Source organism: Catenuloplanes japonicus (assembly GCF_000717135.1).
GTDB lineage: Bacteria > Actinomycetota > Actinomycetes > Mycobacteriales > Micromonosporaceae > Catenuloplanes > Catenuloplanes japonicus.
This window is the reverse complement of record NZ_JNXY01000038.1, coordinates 15,632-37,592: the sequence shown is the minus strand read 5'-3', so window position 1 is coordinate 37,592 and position 21,961 is coordinate 15,632. Positions and strand designations below refer to the sequence as shown.

20 protein-coding genes are annotated in these 21,961 nt (G+C 67.7%); 10 read left to right on the top strand and 10 right to left on the bottom strand.

Annotation, left to right across the window (positions count from 1 at the left end):
• Window positions 1–32: 32 nt before the first annotated feature.
• The 5 genes from OP04_RS41200 to OP04_RS52525 all read right to left on the bottom strand — a co-directional run bounded on the left by OP04_RS41200 (window position 33) and on the right by OP04_RS52525 (window position 6,245).
• Window positions 33–1,229 carry an ABC transporter substrate-binding protein gene (locus OP04_RS41200; RefSeq protein ID WP_033345452.1) on the bottom strand — a complete coding sequence of 399 codons (1,197 nt, stop codon included), beginning with the start codon at window positions 1,227–1,229 and terminating at the stop codon, window positions 33–35.
• Window positions 1,230–1,247: 18 nt separating this feature from the next.
• Entirely contained in the window at window positions 1,248–1,859 is a 612-nt protein-coding gene (locus OP04_RS41195; RefSeq protein ID WP_051799860.1) for a GTP-binding protein, read from the bottom strand.
• The gene (locus OP04_RS41190; RefSeq protein ID WP_033345451.1) at window positions 1,856–2,257 is read right to left on the bottom strand and encodes a roadblock/LC7 domain-containing protein; all 402 of its coding nucleotides are present in this window, start codon (window positions 2,255–2,257) and stop codon (window positions 1,856–1,858) included. Before OP04_RS41190 ends, OP04_RS41195 begins: the two co-directional genes overlap by 4 nt.
• Window positions 2,247–4,670 (bottom strand): sensor histidine kinase, encoded by a 2,424-nt coding sequence (locus OP04_RS41185; RefSeq protein ID WP_198154164.1) that lies wholly within the window; start codon window positions 4,668–4,670, stop codon window positions 2,247–2,249. Before OP04_RS41185 ends, OP04_RS41190 begins: the two co-directional genes overlap by 11 nt.
• A 360-nt stretch (window positions 4,671–5,030) precedes the next feature.
• On the bottom strand, window positions 5,031–6,245 hold the full coding sequence (locus OP04_RS52525) for a helix-turn-helix domain-containing protein (RefSeq protein ID WP_085067180.1): 1,215 nt from the start codon (window positions 6,243–6,245) through the stop codon (window positions 5,031–5,033).
• 315 nt (window positions 6,246–6,560) lie between these two features.
• Between OP04_RS52525 and OP04_RS50675 the strand changes: the two genes are divergently transcribed.
• The 8 genes from OP04_RS50675 to OP04_RS52520 all read left to right on the top strand — a co-directional run bounded on the left by OP04_RS50675 (window position 6,561) and on the right by OP04_RS52520 (window position 12,700).
• The gene (locus OP04_RS50675; protein WP_232323931.1) at window positions 6,561–6,821 is read left to right on the top strand and encodes a hypothetical protein; all 261 of its coding nucleotides are present in this window, start codon (window positions 6,561–6,563) and stop codon (window positions 6,819–6,821) included.
• The gene (locus OP04_RS41180; RefSeq protein ID WP_033345449.1) at window positions 6,805–7,323 is read left to right on the top strand and encodes a DUF6879 family protein; all 519 of its coding nucleotides are present in this window, start codon (window positions 6,805–6,807) and stop codon (window positions 7,321–7,323) included. The genes OP04_RS50675 and OP04_RS41180 overlap by 17 nt, the downstream gene beginning before the upstream one ends.
• Complete coding sequence (locus tag OP04_RS41175) at window positions 7,304–8,155, top strand: helix-turn-helix domain-containing protein (RefSeq protein ID WP_033345448.1); 852 nt, start codon at window positions 7,304–7,306, stop codon at window positions 8,153–8,155. The genes OP04_RS41180 and OP04_RS41175 overlap by 20 nt, the downstream gene beginning before the upstream one ends.
• A gap of 197 nt (window positions 8,156–8,352) precedes the next feature.
• Window positions 8,353–9,399: a thymidylate synthase gene (locus tag OP04_RS41170; protein WP_198154163.1), complete on the top strand. Its 1,047-nt coding sequence runs from the start codon at window positions 8,353–8,355 to the stop codon at window positions 9,397–9,399.
• Window positions 9,330–9,920, top strand: coding sequence for a nucleoside-diphosphate kinase (locus OP04_RS41165; protein WP_051799857.1), 591 nt, complete (start codon window positions 9,330–9,332; stop codon window positions 9,918–9,920). Before OP04_RS41170 ends, OP04_RS41165 begins: the two co-directional genes overlap by 70 nt.
• A complete protein-coding gene (locus OP04_RS41160) occupies window positions 9,917–11,158 on the top strand; it encodes a radical SAM protein (RefSeq protein ID WP_033345446.1) in 1,242 nt (413 codons plus the stop codon). The genes OP04_RS41165 and OP04_RS41160 overlap by 4 nt, the downstream gene beginning before the upstream one ends.
• Window positions 11,159–11,179: 21 nt before the next feature.
• Entirely contained in the window at window positions 11,180–11,848 is a 669-nt protein-coding gene (locus OP04_RS41155) for a 3'-5' exonuclease (RefSeq protein ID WP_033345445.1), read from the top strand.
• Window positions 11,849–12,247: 399 nt separating this feature from the next.
• The gene (locus OP04_RS52520) at window positions 12,248–12,700 is read left to right on the top strand and encodes an NUDIX domain-containing protein (protein ID WP_085067178.1); all 453 of its coding nucleotides are present in this window, start codon (window positions 12,248–12,250) and stop codon (window positions 12,698–12,700) included.
• Between the two features lie 1,366 nt (window positions 12,701–14,066).
• Here the strand turns inward: OP04_RS52520 and OP04_RS52515 are convergent.
• Window positions 14,067–15,395 (bottom strand): inositol monophosphatase family protein, encoded by a 1,329-nt coding sequence (locus tag OP04_RS52515; protein WP_198154162.1) that lies wholly within the window; start codon window positions 15,393–15,395, stop codon window positions 14,067–14,069.
• Between the two features lie 612 nt (window positions 15,396–16,007).
• Here OP04_RS52515 and OP04_RS41140 point away from each other — a divergent pair.
• Window positions 16,008–16,898 (top strand): helix-turn-helix domain-containing protein, encoded by an 891-nt coding sequence (locus OP04_RS41140; protein WP_051799856.1) that lies wholly within the window; start codon window positions 16,008–16,010, stop codon window positions 16,896–16,898.
• On the top strand, window positions 16,888–17,100 hold the full coding sequence (locus tag OP04_RS41135) for a DUF397 domain-containing protein (protein ID WP_033345442.1): 213 nt from the start codon (window positions 16,888–16,890) through the stop codon (window positions 17,098–17,100). The genes OP04_RS41140 and OP04_RS41135 overlap by 11 nt, the downstream gene beginning before the upstream one ends.
• A 557-nt stretch (window positions 17,101–17,657) precedes the next feature.
• Here the strand turns inward: OP04_RS41135 and OP04_RS41130 are convergent.
• The 4 genes from OP04_RS41130 to OP04_RS41115 all read right to left on the bottom strand — a co-directional run bounded on the left by OP04_RS41130 (window position 17,658) and on the right by OP04_RS41115 (window position 21,918).
• Entirely contained in the window at window positions 17,658–19,148 is a 1,491-nt protein-coding gene (locus tag OP04_RS41130) for an IMP dehydrogenase (protein WP_033345441.1), read from the bottom strand.
• 193 nt (window positions 19,149–19,341) lie between these two features.
• Entirely contained in the window at window positions 19,342–20,415 is a 1,074-nt protein-coding gene (locus tag OP04_RS50670; RefSeq protein ID WP_085067176.1) for an acyl-CoA dehydrogenase family protein, read from the bottom strand.
• Window positions 20,402–20,896 (bottom strand): nitroreductase family deazaflavin-dependent oxidoreductase, encoded by a 495-nt coding sequence (locus tag OP04_RS41120; RefSeq protein WP_063746857.1) that lies wholly within the window; start codon window positions 20,894–20,896, stop codon window positions 20,402–20,404. Before OP04_RS41120 ends, OP04_RS50670 begins: the two co-directional genes overlap by 14 nt.
• A gap of 32 nt (window positions 20,897–20,928) precedes the next feature.
• On the bottom strand, window positions 20,929–21,918 hold the full coding sequence (locus OP04_RS41115; protein ID WP_033345440.1) for an ATP-grasp domain-containing protein: 990 nt from the start codon (window positions 21,916–21,918) through the stop codon (window positions 20,929–20,931).
• Window positions 21,919–21,961 lie beyond the last annotated feature (43 nt).

The window sequence follows — 21,961 nt, the reverse complement described above, 5'->3', positions numbered from 1 at the left end:
GACCTCATTTCCAAGGGGTTGGGTGGGGTGTCTCAGTTGCCGAGGGTGGTGAGGTTCGCGATGACGACATTCGCCCGGCTCCGGCCGTCGAACTGGACCTCGCGCAGATACCAGGCCTGCACCGGCGCATGCCCGGCCCCGAACCGCCACGGCCCGCGCGGACTGTCGATCTCCCCCAGCTCGTCCAGGGCCGCGTTGATCGACTCGCTCGTCGGATGAGGGCCGGCTACGGCGAGCGCCCGGTCGAGGACCATCGCCGCGTCGTAGGCGGTGACGTGATAGATGTTCGGCGTGTCCCCATACGCCGACTGGAAGGCCGGGGCGAAGGCACGGTTGGCCTGGTTGTCGACGCTGCCGCCGTAGTTCAGGACGGTCCGGACCCCGAGAGCCGCATCACCCTGCGCGTCCAGCACGCTGTCGCCTTCGGTGAGGAACCCGGACCCGTACAGCGGGATGTCGAGGCCGGCCTGCGCGTACTGCTTGACGAAGTTCGTCGCCGAACTGCCGGCGTAGAACGCGAAGACCGCCTTCGCACCACTGTTCTTGATCTTCGTCAGGGTCGTCTGGAAGTTCGTCGTGGGCGGGTTCCACGGGGTCCACTCAGGCTTGCCGTCCGGGTTCGCCAACCGCCCGCCGCCAGCGGTAAACGCGGTGACGAATCCGTTGATGTTGTCGTAGCCGCCCTGGTAGTCCGGGCCGACCGCGTACACGGGGCCGTTGACGGTGGTGCGTATGTAGTCGGCGATCGCGGTGCCGACCTCGACCGACTGCCACGACGTGTGCCTAATCCAGGTCACGTCCTCCACCGTCGACGGCCGCCCGCCGGTACCGATGAACGGCACCTTCCGGGACGTGACCAACTCCTTGATCGACACGGTCGTGTTCGCGGTGGCACCGCCGACGAGGACGATCGACCGGTCGGAATCGAGGAGCTTCTTCGCACCGTTCAGCGCAGGCGTGGTCCCGTCGCCCTCGTCCATGACGCTCACCTCTACGTCGTGGCCGCCGAGTCTTCCCTCGTGGTTGTCGAGGTAGAACTGCCAGCCGCGGGCCAGGTCGGTGCCGATGTCCTTGTAACCGCCGGACTGCGGCCACAGCAACCCGATCCGGACCGGCCCGCCGCCAGTGTCGGTGGTGTCGTCGAGGCTGGAACCGGAACAGCCGGCCACCAGCGCCAGCAACACGACCGCGGCAGCGGACAGCCAGCCACGCAATGATCGCCATCTCATAACAGGGCTCCAGGAAGGTCAAGGTGAAGGGGTGGGTGCGGCGCGCAGGGCGAGGACATGTGTGACCAGGTCGATGAGGGTGGCCTGGACGTCGGCGCGGTCGCGGGCGTCGCAGGACACCAGGGGCACGCCGTCGGGGATCGACAGCGCCTGCCGCAGCTCCGCCTCGGCGTATGCGGGCAGGTCCGGGAACCGGTTGAGCGCCACGACGTAGGGCAGGCCCCGCTCGTCGAAGAAACCGAGCGCGTCGAAGCAGTCCTCCAGCCGACGGGTATCGGCCAGGACCACCGCACCGATCGCACCCCGGACCAGCTCGTCCCACATAAACCAGAACCGGTCCTGACCCGGGGTCCCGAACAGATACAAGATCAGACCCGCGTCGAGGGTGATCCGGCCGAAGTCCAGCGCCACCGTCGTGCTCACCTTGTCCGGCAACATGACGGTGTCGTCGACACCCACGCTCGCCTCGGTCAGCAGCGCCTCGGTCCGCAACGGCGGGATCTCCGAAATCGCACCGACGAACGTGGTCTTCCCGACCCCGAACCCACCCGCAACCAGGATCTTCGCCGACGTCACCGCAGGCGCCTGCACAGGGCGCCCGGCTATGACCGGCGGAGCGCTACCGCTCATGCGTGCTGCGGCATCCGCGCGACCGGGGTCAGCGCCGCGCCCGCCCGGTTGATCAACATAACCGTTTCGTAAGCGACCTGGCCAAGATCACAGGCTCGGTCAGCGAGGACCACCAGATGCGAGCCGTCACCGATCGCGGTGATCACGACATAGCCGCCAGCCATCTCGATCACGGTCCGGGCAGCCGGACCGCCCTGCACCAGCTCAGCGGTCGCCCGCGTCAGGCTCGCCAGCCCGGACGCCGACGCCGCGAGCGAGTCCGCAGTGTCCTTGGCCAGCCTCTCACTGAACGCCAGCGCGAGCCCGTCGGCGGACAACGCCATCGCGTGCTGCACCCCGGCCACCTCACGGCAGAGACCGTCGAGCAAGAAGCCCCAGGTGGGTTTGTCAGTGGTCATCACGGTGTCCTTCGAACAGAGGGTGGATAGGGCGGCGCGCGGCAGCAGCCCCGGACTGGTACGCCGACATCTGACGGTGCGCATGCGCGGCATCCCGTACCGGCGGCCGCGCGGCCGCCACCGCAACAACTGGCGGGGACGCGGCGGCGTGCGCGGGACGACGCTTCGTGCGCCGCTGCCGGACCGGCAGGCCGCCCGGCGTCTGTTCCGGAGGCTCCTCAACCGGACCGGCGACGGCCGCCTGCTGCCACTGCTGCGGCAGTGTCGGCGTCACCTCGGAGCTGAACCACGAACCTGACGGCGCTGCTGGTGCGATGAGAACGGCTGGCGCGGTGGCGACCGGCTTCCGCGGCGGCGGCCATTCCACGGGACACGCCGACCGTTCCGGCGCCGCCTGCAGGTGCAGCGGCAGCTCCCGGGTGACGTCCGCGCCGGGACCTGCGCCTTCGCTGTTCACCCGGAACCGGCCGTCGGCGGTGGGTGCATGGTCTGGGGCCTTCGTTGTCAGCAGGGTGGCCGGCACCGTGAGATCGACCGTGGTGCCCTGACCCGGAATCGAATGCACGGCGATCTGCACGCCGAACTGCCGGGCAATCGCACCGATCACCGGGGCACCCATCTGCTGTGCGGTGTGCCGGTCGACCGGCTGCGCGGCGGTCATCCGCGCCATCAGCAGCCGTACGTCGTCGGCATGCATGCCCGTACCGTGGTCACGGATCTGCACATGCAGCTGATCACCGACGAGGCCGCACTCGACCACCACCATCGTCTCCGGCGCCGAGGACTGCGCCGCGTTGTCCAGCAGCTCCGCCAGCAGATGCACCAGCCCACCGACCGCGAACTCCCGCACGAACACCGACTGCGGAGCGCGCACGACCTCGACACGCCGATAGCCTTCGATCTCGCTCAGCGCGGCCTGCACCAGCGCCGGGACCGCCTGCGGCACCGACACCCGCTGCGGAACCGACCCACCGGCCAGGACCATCAGATTGACGACCAGACGCCCCAGCAGTGTCGTGTGATGATCCAGCTTGAACAGGTCCGCGAGCCGGTCCGGATCCTTCTCGTCACGCTGCAACGCGTCCAAATCCGCCAGCGCCTTGCCGGTACGACGCTGCAGCCGCCGCGACAACGCCGCGAAGATCCCCGCGACCTGCGCACGCAACGCCGCCTCATCACCCGCCAGCCGCGCCGCCCTCGCCACCACCGCGTTGAACGCGGCCGCGACCTGACCGACCTCATCACGACCACCGACCTCGATCGGTGCCGCCGCCTGCCCGATCAACCGCGCGACCACCTGCGGATCACCACCGCTACCGGCCAGCTCGTCGACCATCCGCGGCAGCCGCACGCCGGCCACCGCCTCCGCCTGCGACTGCAGGCGCGACAACGAGCTCGTCAGCGACCGGGTCACCTGCCGGCCCAGCAGCCCGATCAGGATCAGCATCGCCAAGACACCGCCGCCCACCAGGCCGGAATCGCGCCACAGCGCATCCCGCTGCCCGGTCACGTCCGCGATCAACGCTCGGTCCAGATCCCGGCCGACCGCTTCCAGCAGCTGCATCCGCGCACCGATCGCCGCAGACCACTCCCCCGCGTCCACACCCACCGTCAGCGCCACACCAGGCGACTGCCGCACCAACGCGCCCTGCAACCGCTCCGCAGCGACCACCCGGTCACCAGTCACCCGCCGGTTCAACGTCTCCGCCCACCCCGCCGGCGCCAACTCCCGAAAGTCGATCAACACCTCGGTAAACGCCGCATCAGCGCCGATCGCCTCCTGCTGCCCCGCCGACGTCAACACCCCCGCGCCAATCGCTCTGATACCGGCGATCTGGATCAGGCCCAGCGCCTCCGACGCCTGCGACAACGCTCCGCCGGCCCGAAGGCCCGCCGCCGAGTCAGCGGCCACCCCGATCTGACCGAGACCCTGCCGATACGCCACCAACTCGGCCAGAAAAGCCCTGTAGCTGAACACCACCGCCGAACCCACCGCGTCCGGCGCCGCAACCACCTGATCCCGCACCGCATCCAAGCCAGCAAGGTGCCCGTCAATCCGCCTCAACACCGCACCCGGCCCCGCGGGCGGCACCACGCCGGCCGATGCCCCTCGGTACCGAAGAACGCGCTGATCCGTCTCACGGACCCGCACCCGAAAATCTGCCACCGAACCAGGACTCGACGACTCCGCGAACACCAACGCCGCGCCCGCCCGCTCACCCTGCAAAGCCGCAGCAAGATCCCCGGCAGCCGTCCCCAGCACCGCCATCCGACGCGCCAGCTCCAGCCGCGCCGCACCAACAGACGCTGACGACATCGCCACCGCAGCGAGAACCACCACCGTCACCAACGGCAGGACGGCGATCAGCGACAGCTTCGCCTGGATCCGCAGGTCGCTCAGCTTGACGGGCATCCTCGTCACTAGACGCACCTGGCCCGGAGCATGGGAATTTGGAGCGACCGTCCACAGACCCGAACATGACCAGGTGGGTGTGGAGGCGCCAACATCGTGGCGTAGATCGCCCACAGCTCCGTCACCGGTACCGCCTCCGTCGATTGCACGACGACGGCGGGAATGCCTCATAACTCCCGCCGCGTCTGGTCAGATACGAGGCGGGCGGCGTTGTGGTCCTAAGCAACCATCGGGTCGAGGACCCTCAGAGCTGGCCGCCGCGTCGTAGCCAAGACGCTACGGACGGCCAAATAGCCAGTACAGGCACGTTACGTCCTCTTCGGACAGATGACTCGATTAAAGGAGGACAGATTGTCCTCCTCAACGACCATCGAGGGTTTGAACCAACTCACGCAGCGCCGGCGACATACGCGCTTGCTTCTCGGCAAGATCGGAAATAATGGCGCGTGCAGGCCCTTGGTGCCGCAGCCACACAGCACCGCCAGCGTCACGCGCACGCTGAAGAGTCATCACAGCTCGGTCGCGGCCTCGGATGCTGGCAGCATGCGCACCGGCCACGTCGATCAGATGCCGGCCGTGCTCAACCGGCCTCAAGAATCTGGGGTCTACTTTCGCAGCCGCTTCCAGGGCGCGCTCGGGCTGGCCGAGGACCGTTCGCGCGTGAGTAGTCTGCACTGCAAGCTGGGCGGGACCGAACGCAACTTCATAGTCGCGCCGGTCAGCACCGATCCGTGCAGCACCGGACGCGGCGAGAGAGGCCAGCTCGCTCACAGTCCCGCCGTCCCCAGCGGCAGCCGCAGCGGCCATTGCAGTGATAGCAAGACCGCCCCACACAGTGATCTGCTGCGGTGTCGCCCGGCTCATTCGTGGCTCAACCCGTTCTGCCTGATCGCCGGCTAGACGTGCAGCCTCAGCTGGTCGTCCCTGATGAAGCAGCGTCCAGGAATACGTGCCCATCAGCGTTGCCGCCTGGAGCTCATCATTACCGTTCTGGGCTGCCGCGATGGCCCGTTCGGCGCCGATCGTGGCTAGGTCGTCGCGACCAAGGTGAACGAGAAGACATGCAGCGAGCTGGTGTGCTTGAGCAAGTACGCCTGCGGTTTCCACCGGGCGGCCCCGCGCCGTAACTCGTGCCTCCGCCAACAAATGAGGCATCATCCGGGCGAGTTCCTCGAATTGTCCAGACCAATAGTCTGACCAGGCTCGACTGAGCGTGTGCTCCAGGTCTGCCAGCGGAGTTGGAGCACCATCGTCGTCAGCGACGTCGATCCCTGGCAAGTATCCAGGATCCAGCATCGCGTCACGCAACCCGAGAACCAGTCGGTCGCCGATGCTGTCGAGGCGGGGCTTCTTCCCGGTCATCTCAGCGATTGATACGTCGAACGCGTCGGCGATTTGCATGAGGGTCGCGAGGCGCGCACTGGTGCGCTTGCCCTGTTCCAGCTTCTTGATCAGATCGGTGCTCACACTCGCCGCCTCGGCGAGCGCCTCCTGTGTCATGCCGCGCTCAGTACGCAAACGACGGATGTGGTCTCCGATCGGGGCATCGGCAGGGACCGTTGAGCGGCTGGCCATGGCACTCTCCCAGGTAGCGGTCTGGGCAACTCGGACAGCCCTTGACTAGGGCTGGCCTACTACCCAACCGTACAACGCACCGGGTTCACCCCGAGTTCCCACCACGCTGCAAAGACGGCAGCCTCGGAGCCGTGGGCAGCGGTCACGGTGAGCACCGCGCCAGAGGAGTGACGGAGTCGGTCTCTTGGGTGCCAGTCCTGCGGCGCCATAACCAGGGATGTTGCATGTGAGGTGTGACGCGGCCGGCTTCAGCGATGGGCATTCGCAACCTCGCGCAACATCGTTGACGGCGCCTCCAACGGATGACAACGATTGATGCAACATCGCAACATTTTGCAACATCGAAGTCAGGAGCCGACCATGCGCTTAACATTCGTCGGGAAGGATCCGGAGTCGAATCCCACCGGCTCGCCGACTGTCTATCGCACCGATCGTGGTAGCTGGGTGGTGCAGGGATGGGTGGTGACCGATCAGCTGGCTCTCGCGCAGATGGACATCCCTGATGGTGAGACGTGTGTCGAGATCCCGGATCGGATGATTCAGTTCTTCAAGGAGGATCGTGCCGTCGATCAGTGAGGCCGAGTTCGGCAGGCTGCTGGAGACGTTCGGACGTGAGTCGCTGCATCTGGAGATGCGGGACGCGTACGGCACGGAGACCGAGCTTCCCTACATGGCCGCGTGGTCGAGAGGGGAACCCGACGACCTGGCGTGGCTGGCCGGCTGGTGTGACACCCTGCGGGCTCACACCGCCCGCGGTGCGACTGTCCGGCGGGCACGGATCGTGTCCGAGCCGTTGAGCGCCTACCAGCGATGGTCGTACAGCATCGCCCATCCGATGGTCGACGCGGGCGAGGACATCCGCTGGGTGCCACGCTGGCTCGTGTCCTCGATCGGCCTGCCGGGCAACGATTTCTACCTGCTCGACGGCCGGCTGGTGATCTTCCTCCTCTACACCGGCGACGGGCTGAACGCGGCGTTCGAGACCTCTACAGACCCCGGCGATGTCGCGTTGTGCCGGTCCGCGTTCGAGGCGGTGTGGAAGGTGGCCATTCCGCATCGTGAGTACCAGCCCGTCTAGCGCCGCCCGGCAAGCCCAGGCCGCCCTCGGCGCCCTCCTGCGGGAGATGCGTAAGGAGGCGGGTTTCACCGGGCGTGCGCTGGCGGCGGCCACCGGCCAGCACTACACCCGCGTCAGCAAGATCGAGAACGGTACGCAGGCGCCGACACCACGCGACATCGAGGTGTGGTGCCGTGCCTGCGGTGCTGAGGAGCACTTCCCCGACCTGCTGGCGAGCCTGCGGGCGATCGAGTCGGCATATCAGGAGTTCCGCCGGCAGGGCCGGTCCGGGATGAAGCGGGTGCTCGGCGCACACACCCTCGACCGGTATCAGCAGACCTCCACGTTCCGGATCTACGAGCACAACGTCATTCCAGGCCTGTTCCAGACGGCTGACTACTGCGCCGCGATGTTGTCGTTCTGGATCGGTTTCCTGCAGACGCCGGATGACCTTGACGCCGCTGTAGCGGTACGGATGGAGCGTCAGCGGGTCCTGTACGAGCGGGGCCGGCGTTTCGCCGTCGTTGTTGAGGAGCAGGCGCTGCGTACGTGGTTCGGCGACGACGGCGTGCAGGCCGGTGTCCTTGACCGGCTCCTCGCGGTGATGTCGTTGCCGAATGTCTCCGTCGGCGTGATTCCCCTGATGGCACAGCGGGCCGGCGTGGCGTCGACCGGCTTCTGGATCTTCGACGATGTGCTGGTGGCGTTGGAGACGCCGACCGCCAGCATCGAGGTCACCCGCCCTCAGGAGATCGAGCTGTACGTGCGCATGTTCGGTCATCTGCAGACCGCTGCGGTCTACGGGCGGCAGGCCCGTGCCATCGTCGGCGCCGTAATCCGGGATCTGGGCTAGCAGCAACATTTCGCAACATCGTGGACTCGTGCTGGCGGCCGTCCATAGCCTCGGATACGCATCGCAGTCGATGTGAATCGCGCCTGAATTCGGTGCGCGCTGCGGGCCATCGGGAGGTAATCAACGGTGTCGGTCTGGCTGGTCCGCATCACCGACGCACGAGACGGCTGTGCGTTCGCAACGTGCACGGTGACCCCGTGGTGATCTCCGGACCCGATTCGCTTGGTCCCGTGGTGTTTCCCACGTTGTCCGCCGCGTATGTCGCGGTGTTGCGGCATGTTCACGCGCACCACCATGAGCGGGTCGGGAATGTCGGGCACCCGTGCTGGGAGTGTCGGGACGTGTCGTTTCGTGTGAGCGACCCGCGGCAGCGTCTGGTGCTTCTGCGCGCACGGCGGGCGAACGTCGCGTTCAACATCGCGGAGACTCTGTGGTATCTGTCCGGGCGCGCGGACGCGGAGATGATCGGCTACTACGCGCCGCGGCTGATGAAGCTGGCGGGCGCGGACGGGATGCTGACCGGAACCGCGTACGGCCCGCCCCTGTTTCGCCCTAGCGGCACCGATGGCCGGTCGCAGTTCGATCAGGTCATCGACCTCATCCGGCAGGATCCGGCCACGAAACGCGCCGCGTTGATCGTGATGAGGCCGGGCGAGGTCGCCGATCCCGGGAACCCGGATGTCTCCTGCACGCTCGCCCTGCACCTGATGCTGCGCGACGGCCGTCTGCACCTGACGACCTACATGCGTGGCAACGACGCGCTGATCGGCCTGCTCGGTGACACCTACGCGTTCACCGTCATCCAGGAGCACGCCGCCGCCCTGCTCGGCGCGGAGGTCGGTGACTACACCCATCACGCCGGCTCCATGCACATCAACCTCCCGGACATACCCCGAGCATTGGAGATCATCGACGACGCGCACCGCAGTCCGTCGCCCACCTGTGGTCCCGAGCCCATGACGGCAGCCAGCCCAGGCGAACTGGGCACCGTGTTGCGCTGGGAAGAGCAGCTGAGGAGGAACCTGAGGGCGCTGACCGGCGCCGAAGCTCAGACGCTACCTGTCCACGGGTTCTGGCGGCAGGCGCTGGGCGTGCTGGAGGCATACCGGCAGATCAGGCACACCTCCACGCGTGTCGGCGAGACGGCCCTTGCGCTGATGGGCCCGGCTCACCGATGGCTGATGGCGTCGCGCTGGCCGAACCGGATACCCCCACACGAGCAGCCCGCCGGGCCCAGATCATGAGTAGCAGTGCGATCGACTGGGATATGTGGACGGTCGTCCTGCTCAAGCCGGATTGCCTGCGCCGCGGCCTGGCCGACGAGGTCCTCGACGTGGTGCGGCTGCACCTAGACATCGTGGATAGACGCACCGTCTTGCCGGCCGAGGCGCAGATCTTCGCCCACTATGACGACATCCTGCACCGCTCAACTGCGCTCGGACGAGACGTCCCCGCCGAGCTGCGGCGGATCTACGTCGGCCAGCCGGCCGGTATCGCGCTCGCGCACGGAATCCAGGCCGCCCTGCGCCTGAGAGTCGTTCTCGGTCCGACCGACCCCGCTGCCGCTCCCCCGGGCACCATCCGCGGCCGGTTCGGTACGGACAGCCTCGCCGCCGCGATGCGTGACGGCCGGCTCATCGACAACCTCATACACAGCTCCGACACCGCCGACGCGGCCGCGCGCGACTTCGACATCTGGTACGGACCGCAGCACCGGCACCTGCTCGGCCGGCCGCACGTCCCCACCCCCGGGAGGACATCATGACGCTCGACATACCCACCGGCCCGCGACACCTGCCGCTCATGCCGGTCGGCCAGCAGGCGCAACTCGACGAGTACATGGCCACGATCGTCGGATACCGCAAGTCCGGACTGTCGCTCAACCACATCATCGGATGCCCGCTCGACTGCGGCTACTGCGTGCGTCACTTCTGGGGCAACTTCGACGTGAAGACACCCCAGCTCCTGGTATCGACCGCGGAGGCGGTCCAGATGCTCGTCACGCATCCCGCGTTCCAGCCTCACGTCACACCCTTGCAGATCTTCAACAAGGCCACCGACCCGTTCCTGCCCGGGGTGAAGCCCCACCTGTTCGAGGTACTCCGCGCACTCGACGCCGCGGGCTACACGAACCATGTCCTGATCATCACCCGGTTCACCGTCACCGCCGCCGACATGGCAGCCCTCGAAGAGCTGGCGCACCTGAAGGTGACCCTGCTGCTGACCTACTCCGGGATCACAGATTCCCGGATCGAGCCGATCACCCGCAGCCAGATCACCACCCGCTCCATCCACACCGCCACCACCTACCCGCGCCGCCGGACGAAAGTCATCCTGTACTGGCGGCCGATCGTCCCCGGATGGAACGACAGCGCGGACACGATGGCACACGTACTGGACTCCGGCCGCGACGCCGACGCGCTCGTATTCACCGGCCTGTATCACAAGAAGGAGAACGCCGCCTACCTGACCAGCCTCGGCGTCACCCTGCCCTACGGAGCAGACGAATACCATCGGCGTAAGACCATGGCGGCCGACCTGGACGCCCGCGTCGTCGCCGCGTGGCGCACCTCAGGAATCAGCACCCCGCTGTTCCGCAAAACCTCGTGTGGCGTCACCTACAGCCACCGCGAGCCCGACTACAACGGCCACTGGGGCGTACGAGAGCTCTGCGACATCTGCCCGGCAGCCCAACGCGAACGGTGCACCACCGCCCACCGGCAGCCCACCGAACAGAACATGCGCGACGTCCTCGACCAGTTCGGATACGAATCCCCGTACGTGATCGACAACGGCCACGTCTGGACCCACGGCCTCGGCGAACAACGCCGCTACGCTCTCCAGCACACCCTCAGGTACCAGATCTGGGAGATCGACCAACCACACATCCTCCACGCCCACGGCCGGGCACTCACCGGACACCAGCTCCCCGACGCTCAACAGCGGGAGTTCGCACACATCCGCGACACGTTCGCCCAGCAGATCGTTACCACCGACGACTGAACACCGCCGACCTGGAGCACCATGAACAGCACCACCTGGAACCAGGCTCCCCTCGTCGCCTTCGATCTCGAAGGAACCGGCAGCCAAGACAAGGATCGAGAGGCAATCCTCGAGGTCGCCGCCATCCGGCTGGCCGACGGCAGGCCCGAGTACACCACCGCGTTCCACAGCCTCGTCAACCCCGGCCGGCCCATCCCGCCCCGGCCATGGATCAGCCCCGGCCTCACCGACACCACATTGGCCACCGCGCCCACCACCGCCGAGATCGGCGCCGACCTAGAACCGAGGCTCCGCAGCTGCTATCTCGTCGGCCACAACATCCGCGTCGACTGGAACCTGCTCCGCCGCCACTACCCCACGATCACCGTTACGGGTCTCATCGACACGCTCCGCCTCGCCCGCGCCACCATCAGCGGCATCCGATACTCCCTGACCACACTCCTCGACCACTTCGAGCTCACCGACGAGATCACCGCAGCGACCGGAAGTCGACCGCACCGCGCGCTCTGGGACACCGCAGGCACCGCCGTCCTGCTCCGCACCCTGGTCCGGCACCATTGGGCAAGGGAGCCGACCCTAACTGCGCTCCTCGACATCGCCGGCATTCCCATCGACTCCAACGACGCCCCGGCGACATCGAGCCCGGACCAGGAGACACTGTTCGACATCGACACACGCCACCCCAGCTGACCACCGGCCAGGATCAGCGGCGACGCCGGCCCTGGCACCTACCGCGACCTGAACCATCGGTCACGATCTCCGGCAAGCTCGCCGTCCACCGGCCCAGACCCGGCAGGATACAGACGCTCAGCCATCCATTTTCGGGACGGAGATGCGCATGTCGGAACTGCAACAGCTGGCCGATGCCCGAGAGAATTGGCTGCTCACCGCGGGGCCAGGCGCTGTGCCCTCGACCCTTCGTCACGGGTGTCTGACTGTGTCAGCAACCGCCGTGCGCACGGCCTGCGCCGACGCCAGGGTCACCCTCCAGGACGTACCCGCCGGACCCGACCTGCAAGAACGAATCACCCACATCGCCCGGCACGTCGACACACTCCTCCACACCGGGTCCGGCTAGCCTCGACGACCGTGGCGCCCCACCCGACTCACCCCGTCGACGTCCTGCTGATCCTCACCGACGGCGACCGCGTCCTACTCGCCCTGCGAGAAGGCACCGGCTACGCCGACGGCCAATGGAACCTCCCCAGCGGCAAACTCGAACACGGCGAAGACGCCCTCAACGCCATCCAGCGCGAAACCCGCGAAGAGATCGGCCTCCACCTCACCCGCACCGACCTACACGCAACCGGGGCCGTCCACCACCGCAACACAGCAGGCCAAGGCCGCATCGGACTCACATTCACCGCCGCCCACGACCCCACGCGGCACGGTGAACCAACCAACGCCGAACCCCACAAATGCGCCAAAATCAGCTGGTTCCCGGCTGACATGCTACCCAGCAACACCTACCCATACTCCACCGCCGCCATCACCGCATGGCGCGCCCAGAACCGCCTCGCCCTCAGCGGCTGGGCAGATTGACAGCCACGCGTCGTGGCACGTGATGGCGAAGACTGCCATCTCTCTGACGTGAGAACGTCAGCCGACGAGTGAACCCATTCGGCTTGGAACGCGATGAGTACCACTGACTGGTATCAGGCGCGCCCCTGGTCGTTTCGATCTCGAAGAGGCCGGCGACCAGGACAAGGACCAAGACGACCAGTAACCGTTCACGTCCGCGCCTCTGACATCCGAGGACGACCAGTCACCACCCGAACGTCGCGGATGTGCCGCCCGCCCAAGATGACGCCATGCCACGACCCGCCGTATCGACATAGCCCACTGGTGGCGAGTCCGGCGCAGCACGCGACACTGCGAGCGAACGACCGGCTGCCAGCGGATCAGCGCGCCGGACCACGAGCACCGGCCACGCCGCACTCGGCTCCCTGCGACACGGCTGCGGCTCCGACCCGCCGCGCACCTGATCCCCGGGCGGCTCCGATCACGCGCGACAGAGGCGGGCCTGCGCTGCCGCTGCGCGGTGGAAGTCGTCCTCGATCAGCCAAGGGCGTCTGATGGCCCAGAGATAGACGCAGCACGCAGCGCCCCGGATGGTGGGCCCCTTCTACGTGAACGGGGCCCACCACCACTACACATCGCGGGTCAGTGAAGCAGCGCCGCCACGACGCCGCTCACAGCGGTGATCAAGCCGCTGACGGCGGTGATCAACACCGCGATGTCCTTCACCGCGGGTCTCGTGCGTCGTGGTCTGGCGCGCACCTTTGATCCGCCTCGCGACCTTGTTACGGTCATTACTCCCGTGTCCCTTCGAGGATCAGCGCGGGAGGAGGGGGCGGCGCACGAGTCTCCCAAGATTGGCGTGCCGCCCCCGTCCCCAGCATCAGCAAGCCGCTTCCGCCGGGACGATCCAACCTGGACACGATGGCTTTTCATACGGACGCGGTGTGCGACATCAGCCCGTTTCGGCAATTAATCGCTGCTTGTCAACGAATTTGCTTCCCACACGGCAAAGAATCGTAACGAGCGGATCTCCGTGCAGCCACGAAATGCAATTTGCATGTAGCCGCACGAATACGGGACAGGGCGCTGCTCGCGCACCCTTCGGAACCCGGCACGCACCAAATCCCCGCCCCGGCCGACTGTCCGCCGGGATGCCGGTCCCGGACGATAGGCGGCTGATGGGGCATCGACATGACACCAACCACGACCTGGGCAGCACGCCGATCAGTCCTACGCGCCGCCGAGTCCGGGCCCCCGATTCAGCACGTGATTAGTCGATCACTTCCTCTAGCGGCGGCCTCGACGCCGAATGATGGTCCACATCAGTGGCCCGCCGCCCTGACAACCCGGGAGCCGGCGCAGCCGTCAGAACCGGGCCATTCGGCCATCACACCCCGGAAGCCGCCGCGACCAACTCCACAAGCCGGTCGTGGATCCGGCCGTTGCTGATCACCGCGCCTTTGATCGGTGCGTCGTATCGCTGGTCGGTGCCGTGCAGGTCGGTGATCTGGCCGCCGGCCTCGACGACGATCACGGCGATGGCGGCCATGTCCCACACCGAGGTGTAGGGGTACACCGCGGCGGCGGCGAATCCCAGCGGCACCATCGCGGCGTCGTGGACCGCCGATCCGCTGGTCACCACATCCGCGCCCGCGTCCACCGCCTGCACGAACAGTCGGCCGACGTCGAAGGCCGAGGCCCGGCTCCCCGGCAGGGCAAGACAGGCTCCGGCGAACCGGTCGACCGTGTTGACGGCGGTCGGGCGGTCGTTGATGAAGGCGCCGCCGCCCGCGGTGGCGTGGATGAGGCGGTCGGTCCACGGGTCGTACACCACACCCACAACCGGGACGCCGTCGTCGACGAGGGCCAGGGAGAACACCGGGCCGGGCATACCGGCCGCGAGCAGCCACGTGCCGTCAACCAGATCACACACCCATACCCGGCCACTGGTCGCCGCGCGGTGAACGTCGTACTCCTCACCTAGCATCACCTCGCCCCGGTCAGACACCGCGGCGCGCACCAACGCGTTGATCTCCTCGTCAGCGCGGGTGACCGGGGCGCCGTCCGCTTTCACGCCAGCGGGCACGCCGAGGCGTCTCTTCACGACATCGCCGGCGAGACGAGCGGTATCGAACGCGAATTGCATATCTGCGGGTTTGCTGGCCCTCACTGGTCTCCTGTGGTGATCCGATACCGGCCGGGCATGTCCGGTACACCCGGCGGCGGGCGGTACGGATAGTGCCCTAGGCGGAGCCGTCCCGGGTGGTTGCGCGGGTTCCGTCGTGGCCTGCGACGGGCAGCTGTGCGCCGTGGCGTCAGCCGGTAGCGGCTGCGGCGCTCCGCCGCAGTCGATGTCGTCGCGGTGGGCGGGCCTGGGTGGAGCATGGCTCGCAGGTGTCGATGAGGGCGGTTCCTCGGTGTGCTCGTGTGTGTAGCGGATTTCGGATTGCTTCCAGCTGGTGCCGACGCTGATCTCGCGGATCAGGCGGTGGAGCAGTTGCTGGCGCTCGGCGCGGAAGCCGGCGGCGATCGGGTCGCGCCGCCAGATTTGCCCCCAGACCACGCGTTCGAGCGGTATCGCGTCGATCCTGGTGTTTCCGCAGGTGGGAATGCGGCATGTGTAGTAGCGGTGTCCGTCTGGTGCGGTGGTGGTGTGCATCGGTTGTCCGCACAGCGAGTGGATGACCAGCCCGCGCAGCAGGAACGACGCGCCCACGGCCGCATGGGCCGCCTCAGTGAGGTGCGGGAACGTGCGGGCGCTAGACATCGACGGTGATCGACAGTCGGCGTGTGTGCCAGGTCGAGCGGCGCGTAGCGCACGGATGACACATGCCGCCCTCCCAGCAAGTCCGGTCCGCGAGATGGAGCCAGCGGTCGTTGCCGTGCATCAGCGCCGCCTCGGACTCGCCATGCGATGCCGGCTCCGTGCCAGATGTCTGCGGCCGGACGGGTGCCGGTGCGGGTAGGCCCGGCGGGCGCTGGGCCGCGGTCGTGGGTTGCGGGATGTCGTCGTTCATGACTGCTCCCGTGGTGGTTGGAGGTCACGGAGAAAAGGATCCGCCCTTGAGCTGCGGGCGCGGTGGGGCCGGAGCTGCGCGGAACGGCCCGCACCCACCAGCGGTGAGGTCGCAGCTCAGCCGCAGGCGAGGCCTCCGGCCGTTCCGCGCGCTTCGTGGAACCCACCTTCCCGCACACATACGGTCTGCGCAAGTGCGCACGCGCATTTGCGTGTAGGCCTAGTGCGTGGGGATGACGTGCGTGGGCGGCGGTCGGTCGCGGAGAATGTGCTACGAATAGCGCGCCCACACACGAGCAGGAGGCACCTGTCATGGCCGGCCGCGCCTACCCGGTGACCCCGCGCACCCGACGCCTGGGCCGACGGCTGACCCAGCTACGGCGCGACGCCGGCCTCAGCCAGGCCGAGGCCTTGGTCGAGCTCGCGAAGAGGCCGGGCGCGCAGGTCAAGACCGCGAGCGCGCTCAGCCGCTACGAGACCGGCCAGGTCGTGCCACCGATCGGCACGCTGATGAGCATGCTCGAGGTCTACGGTCTCGGCAAAGACTCCCCGGAGTTCCAGAACCTCGTGGCGACGGCACGCGCAGCGACGACACCCGACTGGTGGGCCGGACACGGCAAAGCCCTGGCCGGCGAGTACCAGATGTATATCGGCTACGAGGACGAAGCGACCGACCTGTCCACCTTCGAGGCGCACGTCTTCCCCGGCCAGCTCCAGACCCGCGACTACGCCAGCGCCGTCATCGCCGCCGGCCACCCGCCGGACTCACCGGAGTTCACGAGCCTGCTCCACACCCGCATGGCACGACAGAAACTCCTCCACGGCGAGGATGTCCGCCCACCACTGCGGCTGCACACCGTCATCTCCGAGACCGTCCTGCACACCGTCGTCGGCGGACCGGACGTCATGCGCGCACAGATCCTGCACGTCACCGAGATCGCCGCCACCCTGCCGCACGTCACGGTCCAGGTCCTGCGGTTCGCAGCCGGCCCGCACCGCGCCGACAGCCACTCGTTCACCATCCTCGGCTTCGGCCCCGACGAACCCCACATGGCCTACTTCGAAACCCTCGGCGGACAGATCTTCCTTGAGGACCCCGACCAGGTCTCACGGGTCATCGGCGTCCACGACACACTGAAAACCCTGGCCATGCCACCGGCCGACTCCCTCGCATTCATGAAGGAACGAGCACATGCGTTCTGACCACACCGGACTCCCCCACGACGGCACCTGGACCACCTCCACCCGCAGCGGGGCGAGTGGCCAATGCCTCGAAGCCCGCCGCACACCCACCGGCGCCGACATCCGGGACAGCAAAAACCGCACCCGGGCCACACTCACATTCAGCACCGCCACCTGGCAGAGGTTCCTCGGCGGCATCAACCACAGCCACTACCGCCCCTGACCCGACCTCGTCGTCCCGTACCCCCGGGCCGCGGAAACGAAGCAGCACACGCCACCAGCCATCGGCGCCAGCACCTTCCACCGGCAGGCTGACGCCGGGTCGATCCTGGACCGCAGGTGGACAGTCGAAGGCTTGTCGCTGTTGCGGTGCGGAACCCACACCGCAACAGCGGTACGGAGAGGTAGGCGCCTTGACGGGAAGAGCTACTTCGCCGATCACCTCGGCCCGACGGCGCCAGCCACGCCTCGAATGCTGGACTACGGACCCCAGCAAACGGAAACCTTGTTCTCCCTGCTCAGAGCACTACACGCGCACGACGAAGGGCTTGCGTTCACCCTCGACCGGCTGAAGTCCCGGCGCCTGCACGGCGCCCGGCCCACCCTGCCCGACCAGGGGGCCGTGAGCATGATGCACTGAGGGCACGAGAACCCGGGCAGATGTCGCACTCTGCCGTATCTGGTCGGCGATCCGCCGGGCCGAGAAGGCCCGGCTCATCAACACTCCTCGACTGCAACGCGCGAAAAGCCGGGGCCATATGGGATTGGTACAAGTCCTTCTCAGACGACGGAAGGGCGCTCGTTTCGGTCGATGTCCTCGGAGTTCTGCGCGAAGGTCTGCTGGGACACCTGCACGAGCGTGGCGCTGTCGTGAAACTCCCGCAGGCTGACGGAGCCACAACTGATCATGGTCGATCGGATTTTGGCGAGGGTGACCTTCACGTTGTCGTACAGGCTGCCCGCGTAGGGGACGAATCCGTCGACGCCTTCCTCGAAGGCGAGTGTGTCGCCTTGGCCGTACCGGGCCGCGTTGCGGGCGCGCGTGCTGCCCTCGCCCCAGTATTCCTTGAGGATTTTCCCGCTGACCTTGACCTGTGGTGCGGGGCTTTCGGTGAATCGGGCGAAGTACCGGCCCAGCATGAGGAAGTCGGCGCCGAACGCGAAAGCGACGGCCATATGCGAGTCGTGGATGATGCCGCCGTCGGAGCACAGCGGTACGTAGTCGCCGGTCTGCTGGGCGTAGGCGTCGCGCTCTGTAACGATCTCTGCGAGCGCGGAGGCTTGGCCGCGGCCGATGCCTTTCTGGTCGCGGGTGATGCAGATCGATCCGCCGCCGATGCCGACCTTGACGAAGTCGGCGCCGGCGTCGGCGAGGTAGCGGAAGCCCTTTCCGTCCACGACGTTGCCGGCCCCGATCCGGACGGTGTTGCCGTAGGAGTCGCGCACGAACTCGAGGACGTTCTTCTGCCAGACCGAGTAGCCGTCGGAGGAGTCCAGGCAGAGTACGTCGGCGCCGGCTTCGACCAGCGCCGGGATCCGCTCGCGGTAGTCGCGGGAGTTCACGCCGGCGCCGACGCGGAATCGTTTGGCGTCGTCGACGGTCTCGGTGCGGAACTGCTGGTGCAGTTCGTAGTCACGGCGCTGCACGAGCGCGGTGACGCGGCCGTCGCCGTCGACGATCGGCAGGACGTCCTGGCGGGAGTCCCACAGCAGGGCGTTCGCGGTGGTCAGGGACGTTCCGGCGGTGCCGGTGACCAGGTCGGCGCGCGGGCGCATCCGGGATTCGACGCTGTCGTCGCGGTGGTGGCGGTGGAAGTTGAAGTCCTGGGCGGCGATCAGCCCGAGGAACGTCCCGGATGCCGTGCCGTCGTCGGTGACGACGACGACATTCCCGTCGGCGGTCTGCAGCAGCGTGTCGGCTTCACCGAGTGTGGCCGATGGTTTGATGTTGACGTCATTGTGCCGGAACCCGGCCTTGTGCCGCTTGACCGCGGCGACCATCTCGGCCTGCTCGGCGATCGTCTGGTTCTGGTGGATGAAGGAGATGCCACCGACCTGCGCGAGCGCGATCGCGAGCCGGGGGGACGACACGGCGCCCATGATTGCGCTGACGAGCGGGGTGGCGATCCAGATCGCGGGCTGCTCGCCGACCTTGTGCCGGACCAGTGGCGCGGACATGTCCACGTTGTCCGGAGTGCAGCGCTCATCGGTGAGATTGGGCAGGAGAAGGTATTCACCGAAGGTGCGGGAGATCTCGGACAGGATCCGCACTGACGTACTCCTTGACGGTCGATATGGCGGCTTTGTCGGGGTTGGGATGTGATCGGATGACGTTACCAGCCGCCGTTATCAGACATCGAATGGCTGAATTCCCTCTTTCGAGCGGTTCGCGGGGCCAGTCCCCGGCCTGGGCGGGACACCGGTGGTGAAGGTGGTGACATCGGTCGGCGGCGGGCCGTACCGGTCATGCCGGTGAGTCCGTCTCGTGAGGTGGTGGCGCGGACTGCGCATATTCGATGGCGATCCGGGTGAGGTTGAGCGCGGGGTGGAGCAGGCCGGTGCTGATGTCTCGCCAGAGGCGGGCCAGCGGGCTGGCGTTGGCGGCGGCTCGGGTGCCGCCTTCGCGGAACAGCATGCCGACGGTGCGGGCGAGGATGTCGGCGATCGTCGCGTGTTCCAGCCGGAGTCGTTGGGTCGCGGCGGGGCTGATCTGGTCGGCGTCTGCGGTCCGGGCGGCGCGCATCAGCAGCGACTCGGCCGCGGCCAGGTAGCCGGTCCCGTTCCCCAGGGCCAGAGCGCGGCCCTCGCTGCCGGCCTCGCCTGCTCTGCCGCGCCAGTCCTGCTGGCTGGTGTGGAGAAACTGTCTGGCCGCGCCGAGCAGGGGCGCGACGAAGAACAGGCCGGACACCGCTTCGTGCGGCACGCTGCGGGTCGTGGTGCTGTGGCCGTCCATCAGCTGCTGCCGGGTGAACGACAGCGCCGCGGGTACGAAGGTGCTGGCGACTCTGACCGTGTGCGTGCCGGTGGCGCGCAGTCCCACCGCGTCCCACGTGTCCTGGACGGACCATGCGCGGTGCGGGACCAGCATGAATCGGTTTTCGGTACCGCTGCGGGTCGACAGCAGCACCCATTGGCAGTGGGTGATGCCGCTGACGTAGCGCCACGTGCCGTCGATCAGCCAGCCGTCTTCGACCGGTACGGCGGTGCCTTCGGGTCTGAGCGTGGACGCGATCATGGCGTCAGGGTCGTCCTCCCACAGGATCTGCTGTCCGGCGGGTGGCAGGTGGGTGGCCATCCGTGCCGCGGACATCATGACCGCGGTGCACCAGCCGGCGGCCGGGTCGGCGTGACCGAGCCGGCTGAGGGCTTCGGCGGCGTCCGCGAACGTGTCCGGGCCGCCGCCCCACTGCCGCGGGGTGAAGTGCCGCAGCAGACCGCTGCTACGGATGGCGGTCATGACGTCGGGGTGCAGTTCACCGTCACGATCCGCGTGCGCCGCAGCGCACGCGGCCGCCGCGGCGACATCAAGTCTGTGCATGAGGACTCCCAGACGGTGTAGGTGTGGTGGCTTCTGGTGTGGCTGGCCCGATGGGCTCCAGCGCGACGACGGGGATGATCCGCGACGTTTGTGCCTGGTACCGGACGTACTCCGGGTACAGCTGCGCCATGGTCGTCCAGGCCTGCTCGCGCGCCGGCCCGGCGAGGGTCCGGGCGCGCGCCGGCAGCCGCTCGCCGCGTATCTGCACCGTCACCAGGGGGTTGGATTGCAAGTTGAGGTACCAGTCGGGGTGGTGTGCCGCCCCGCGGTGGGAGGCAGCGAGCAGGAGCAGGCCCTCGTGGCGGCCGTAGATGAGCACGGTGCGGCGGGCGGCGCCGCTTCTGCGACCCGTGGTGGTCAGCAGCAGCGTCGGGACACCGTGCCAGATGTGGCCGTCGGCGCCGTCGGTCGCGGCATATGCGTGGGCGTGCTGCGCAACGGCGGGAACACGGCTGTCCGTCGGGGTGGCCATGTCGTTCATGACGCGGCTGTCTGCGGCGTCGCCGGACCGGTTCACGGCGCCGCCACTGGGTCGTCGTGCGCGGTGTCCTGGCGTGCCGGGCCGTCCCACAGCATCCGCGCCCAGTCCAGGCAGGCTTTGCTCACGCGTGTGCGATCCTGCTCAGGGAGCGAGACGTGGCCTCCGAATCCGCAGCTCCATTCGTTGACGACCGGGCCGACGTCGGTCAGCAGCCAGTCGACGTAGATGAAACCGCTGCCCAGGCTGCCGGCGATCTGCTCGGTCATGTCGTTCAGATCGGCCAGGCCGGAACCATCGGTGCTGCTGCCTCCCTGACTGATGTTGGCCAGATAGTGGTCTGCGGCCGGACGGCGATGCTGGGTGGCGACGACGGACCCGTCCACGGTGAAGATCCGCACGTCGCCGTCGTTGGGCAGGTACGGCTGGACGATGTATCCCGCCCCGGTCTGCGCGGTGATGTCGATCGCCGCAGCCAGCTGCTCTGCGGTGTCGCATCGCAGTACACCGAATCCCATGCCCATCTCGCGCGGCTTCAGAATGTACGGACCGTCCCCGATCAGCTCTTGTACGTGGGAGAGCGCGGTGCGGGCGTAGCGGCCGAACGGGATCGCGATCGTCGGCAGGGCGGGCATACCCAGCCCGGCAGCGTGGTGGACGATCGCCAGCTTGTCGGTCGTCAGATGGTCGGGGGTGCCTGGCAGGTGGTTGAGCAGGATCGAGTCGCTGGCGATGACCGTGCGGCGGATGGCGTGCAGGTGGTGATGTGCCTGCGGCATCCAGCTGAACTCATCCACCTGGAACAGGTGCTTGTGCCGTAGCAGGTCCTCGCCGTCGCACCAGAGCTGCGGCCCGTCGCCGGCGCCGGGGATCAGGGCGTGGTGCGGGATGGCACGGAACCGCAGGCCGGCATGGTGGGCGTCTGCGGCTGCTGCGGCGAAGAACCGGTCGGTGGCTGTGCGCAGGTAGGTGGGCTCGAAGTCATCGGGACGGAACACGACGATCAGATACGGGCGGTTGCGCACGTCACTCTCCTCGATGCCGCGCCACCGGCGTGGCGGGGCTTCT

Coding starts and splice junctions, on each gene's coding strand:
- OP04_RS41190 (WP_033345451.1), bottom strand. CDS start 2,257: ATGACCACTGACAAACCCACCTGGGGCTTCTTGCTCGACGGTCTCTGC.
- OP04_RS41185 (WP_198154164.1), bottom strand. CDS start 4,670: ATGCCCGTCAAGCTGAGCGACCTGCGGATCCAGGCGAAGCTGTCGCTG.
- OP04_RS41135 (WP_033345442.1), top strand. CDS start 16,888: ATGCGTTCTGACCACACCGGACTCCCCCACGACGGCACCTGGACCACC.
- OP04_RS41140 (WP_051799856.1), top strand. CDS start 16,008: ATGGCCGGCCGCGCCTACCCGGTGACCCCGCGCACCCGACGCCTGGGC.
- OP04_RS41165 (WP_051799857.1), top strand. CDS start 9,330: ATGGCTGATGGCGTCGCGCTGGCCGAACCGGATACCCCCACACGAGCA.
- OP04_RS41200 (WP_033345452.1), bottom strand. CDS start 1,229: ATGAGATGGCGATCATTGCGTGGCTGGCTGTCCGCTGCCGCGGTCGTG.
- OP04_RS41155 (WP_033345445.1), top strand. CDS start 11,180: ATGAACAGCACCACCTGGAACCAGGCTCCCCTCGTCGCCTTCGATCTC.
- OP04_RS50670 (WP_085067176.1), bottom strand. CDS start 20,415: ATGCACAGACTTGATGTCGCCGCGGCGGCCGCGTGCGCTGCGGCGCAC.
- OP04_RS41195 (WP_051799860.1), bottom strand. CDS start 1,859: ATGAGCGGTAGCGCTCCGCCGGTCATAGCCGGGCGCCCTGTGCAGGCG.
- OP04_RS50675 (WP_232323931.1), top strand. CDS start 6,561: ATGCAACATCGCAACATTTTGCAACATCGAAGTCAGGAGCCGACCATG.
- OP04_RS41160 (WP_033345446.1), top strand. CDS start 9,917: ATGACGCTCGACATACCCACCGGCCCGCGACACCTGCCGCTCATGCCG.
- OP04_RS41120 (WP_063746857.1), bottom strand. CDS start 20,896: ATGAACGACATGGCCACCCCGACGGACAGCCGTGTTCCCGCCGTTGCG.
- OP04_RS52525 (WP_085067180.1), bottom strand. CDS start 6,245: ATGGCCAGCCGCTCAACGGTCCCTGCCGATGCCCCGATCGGAGACCAC.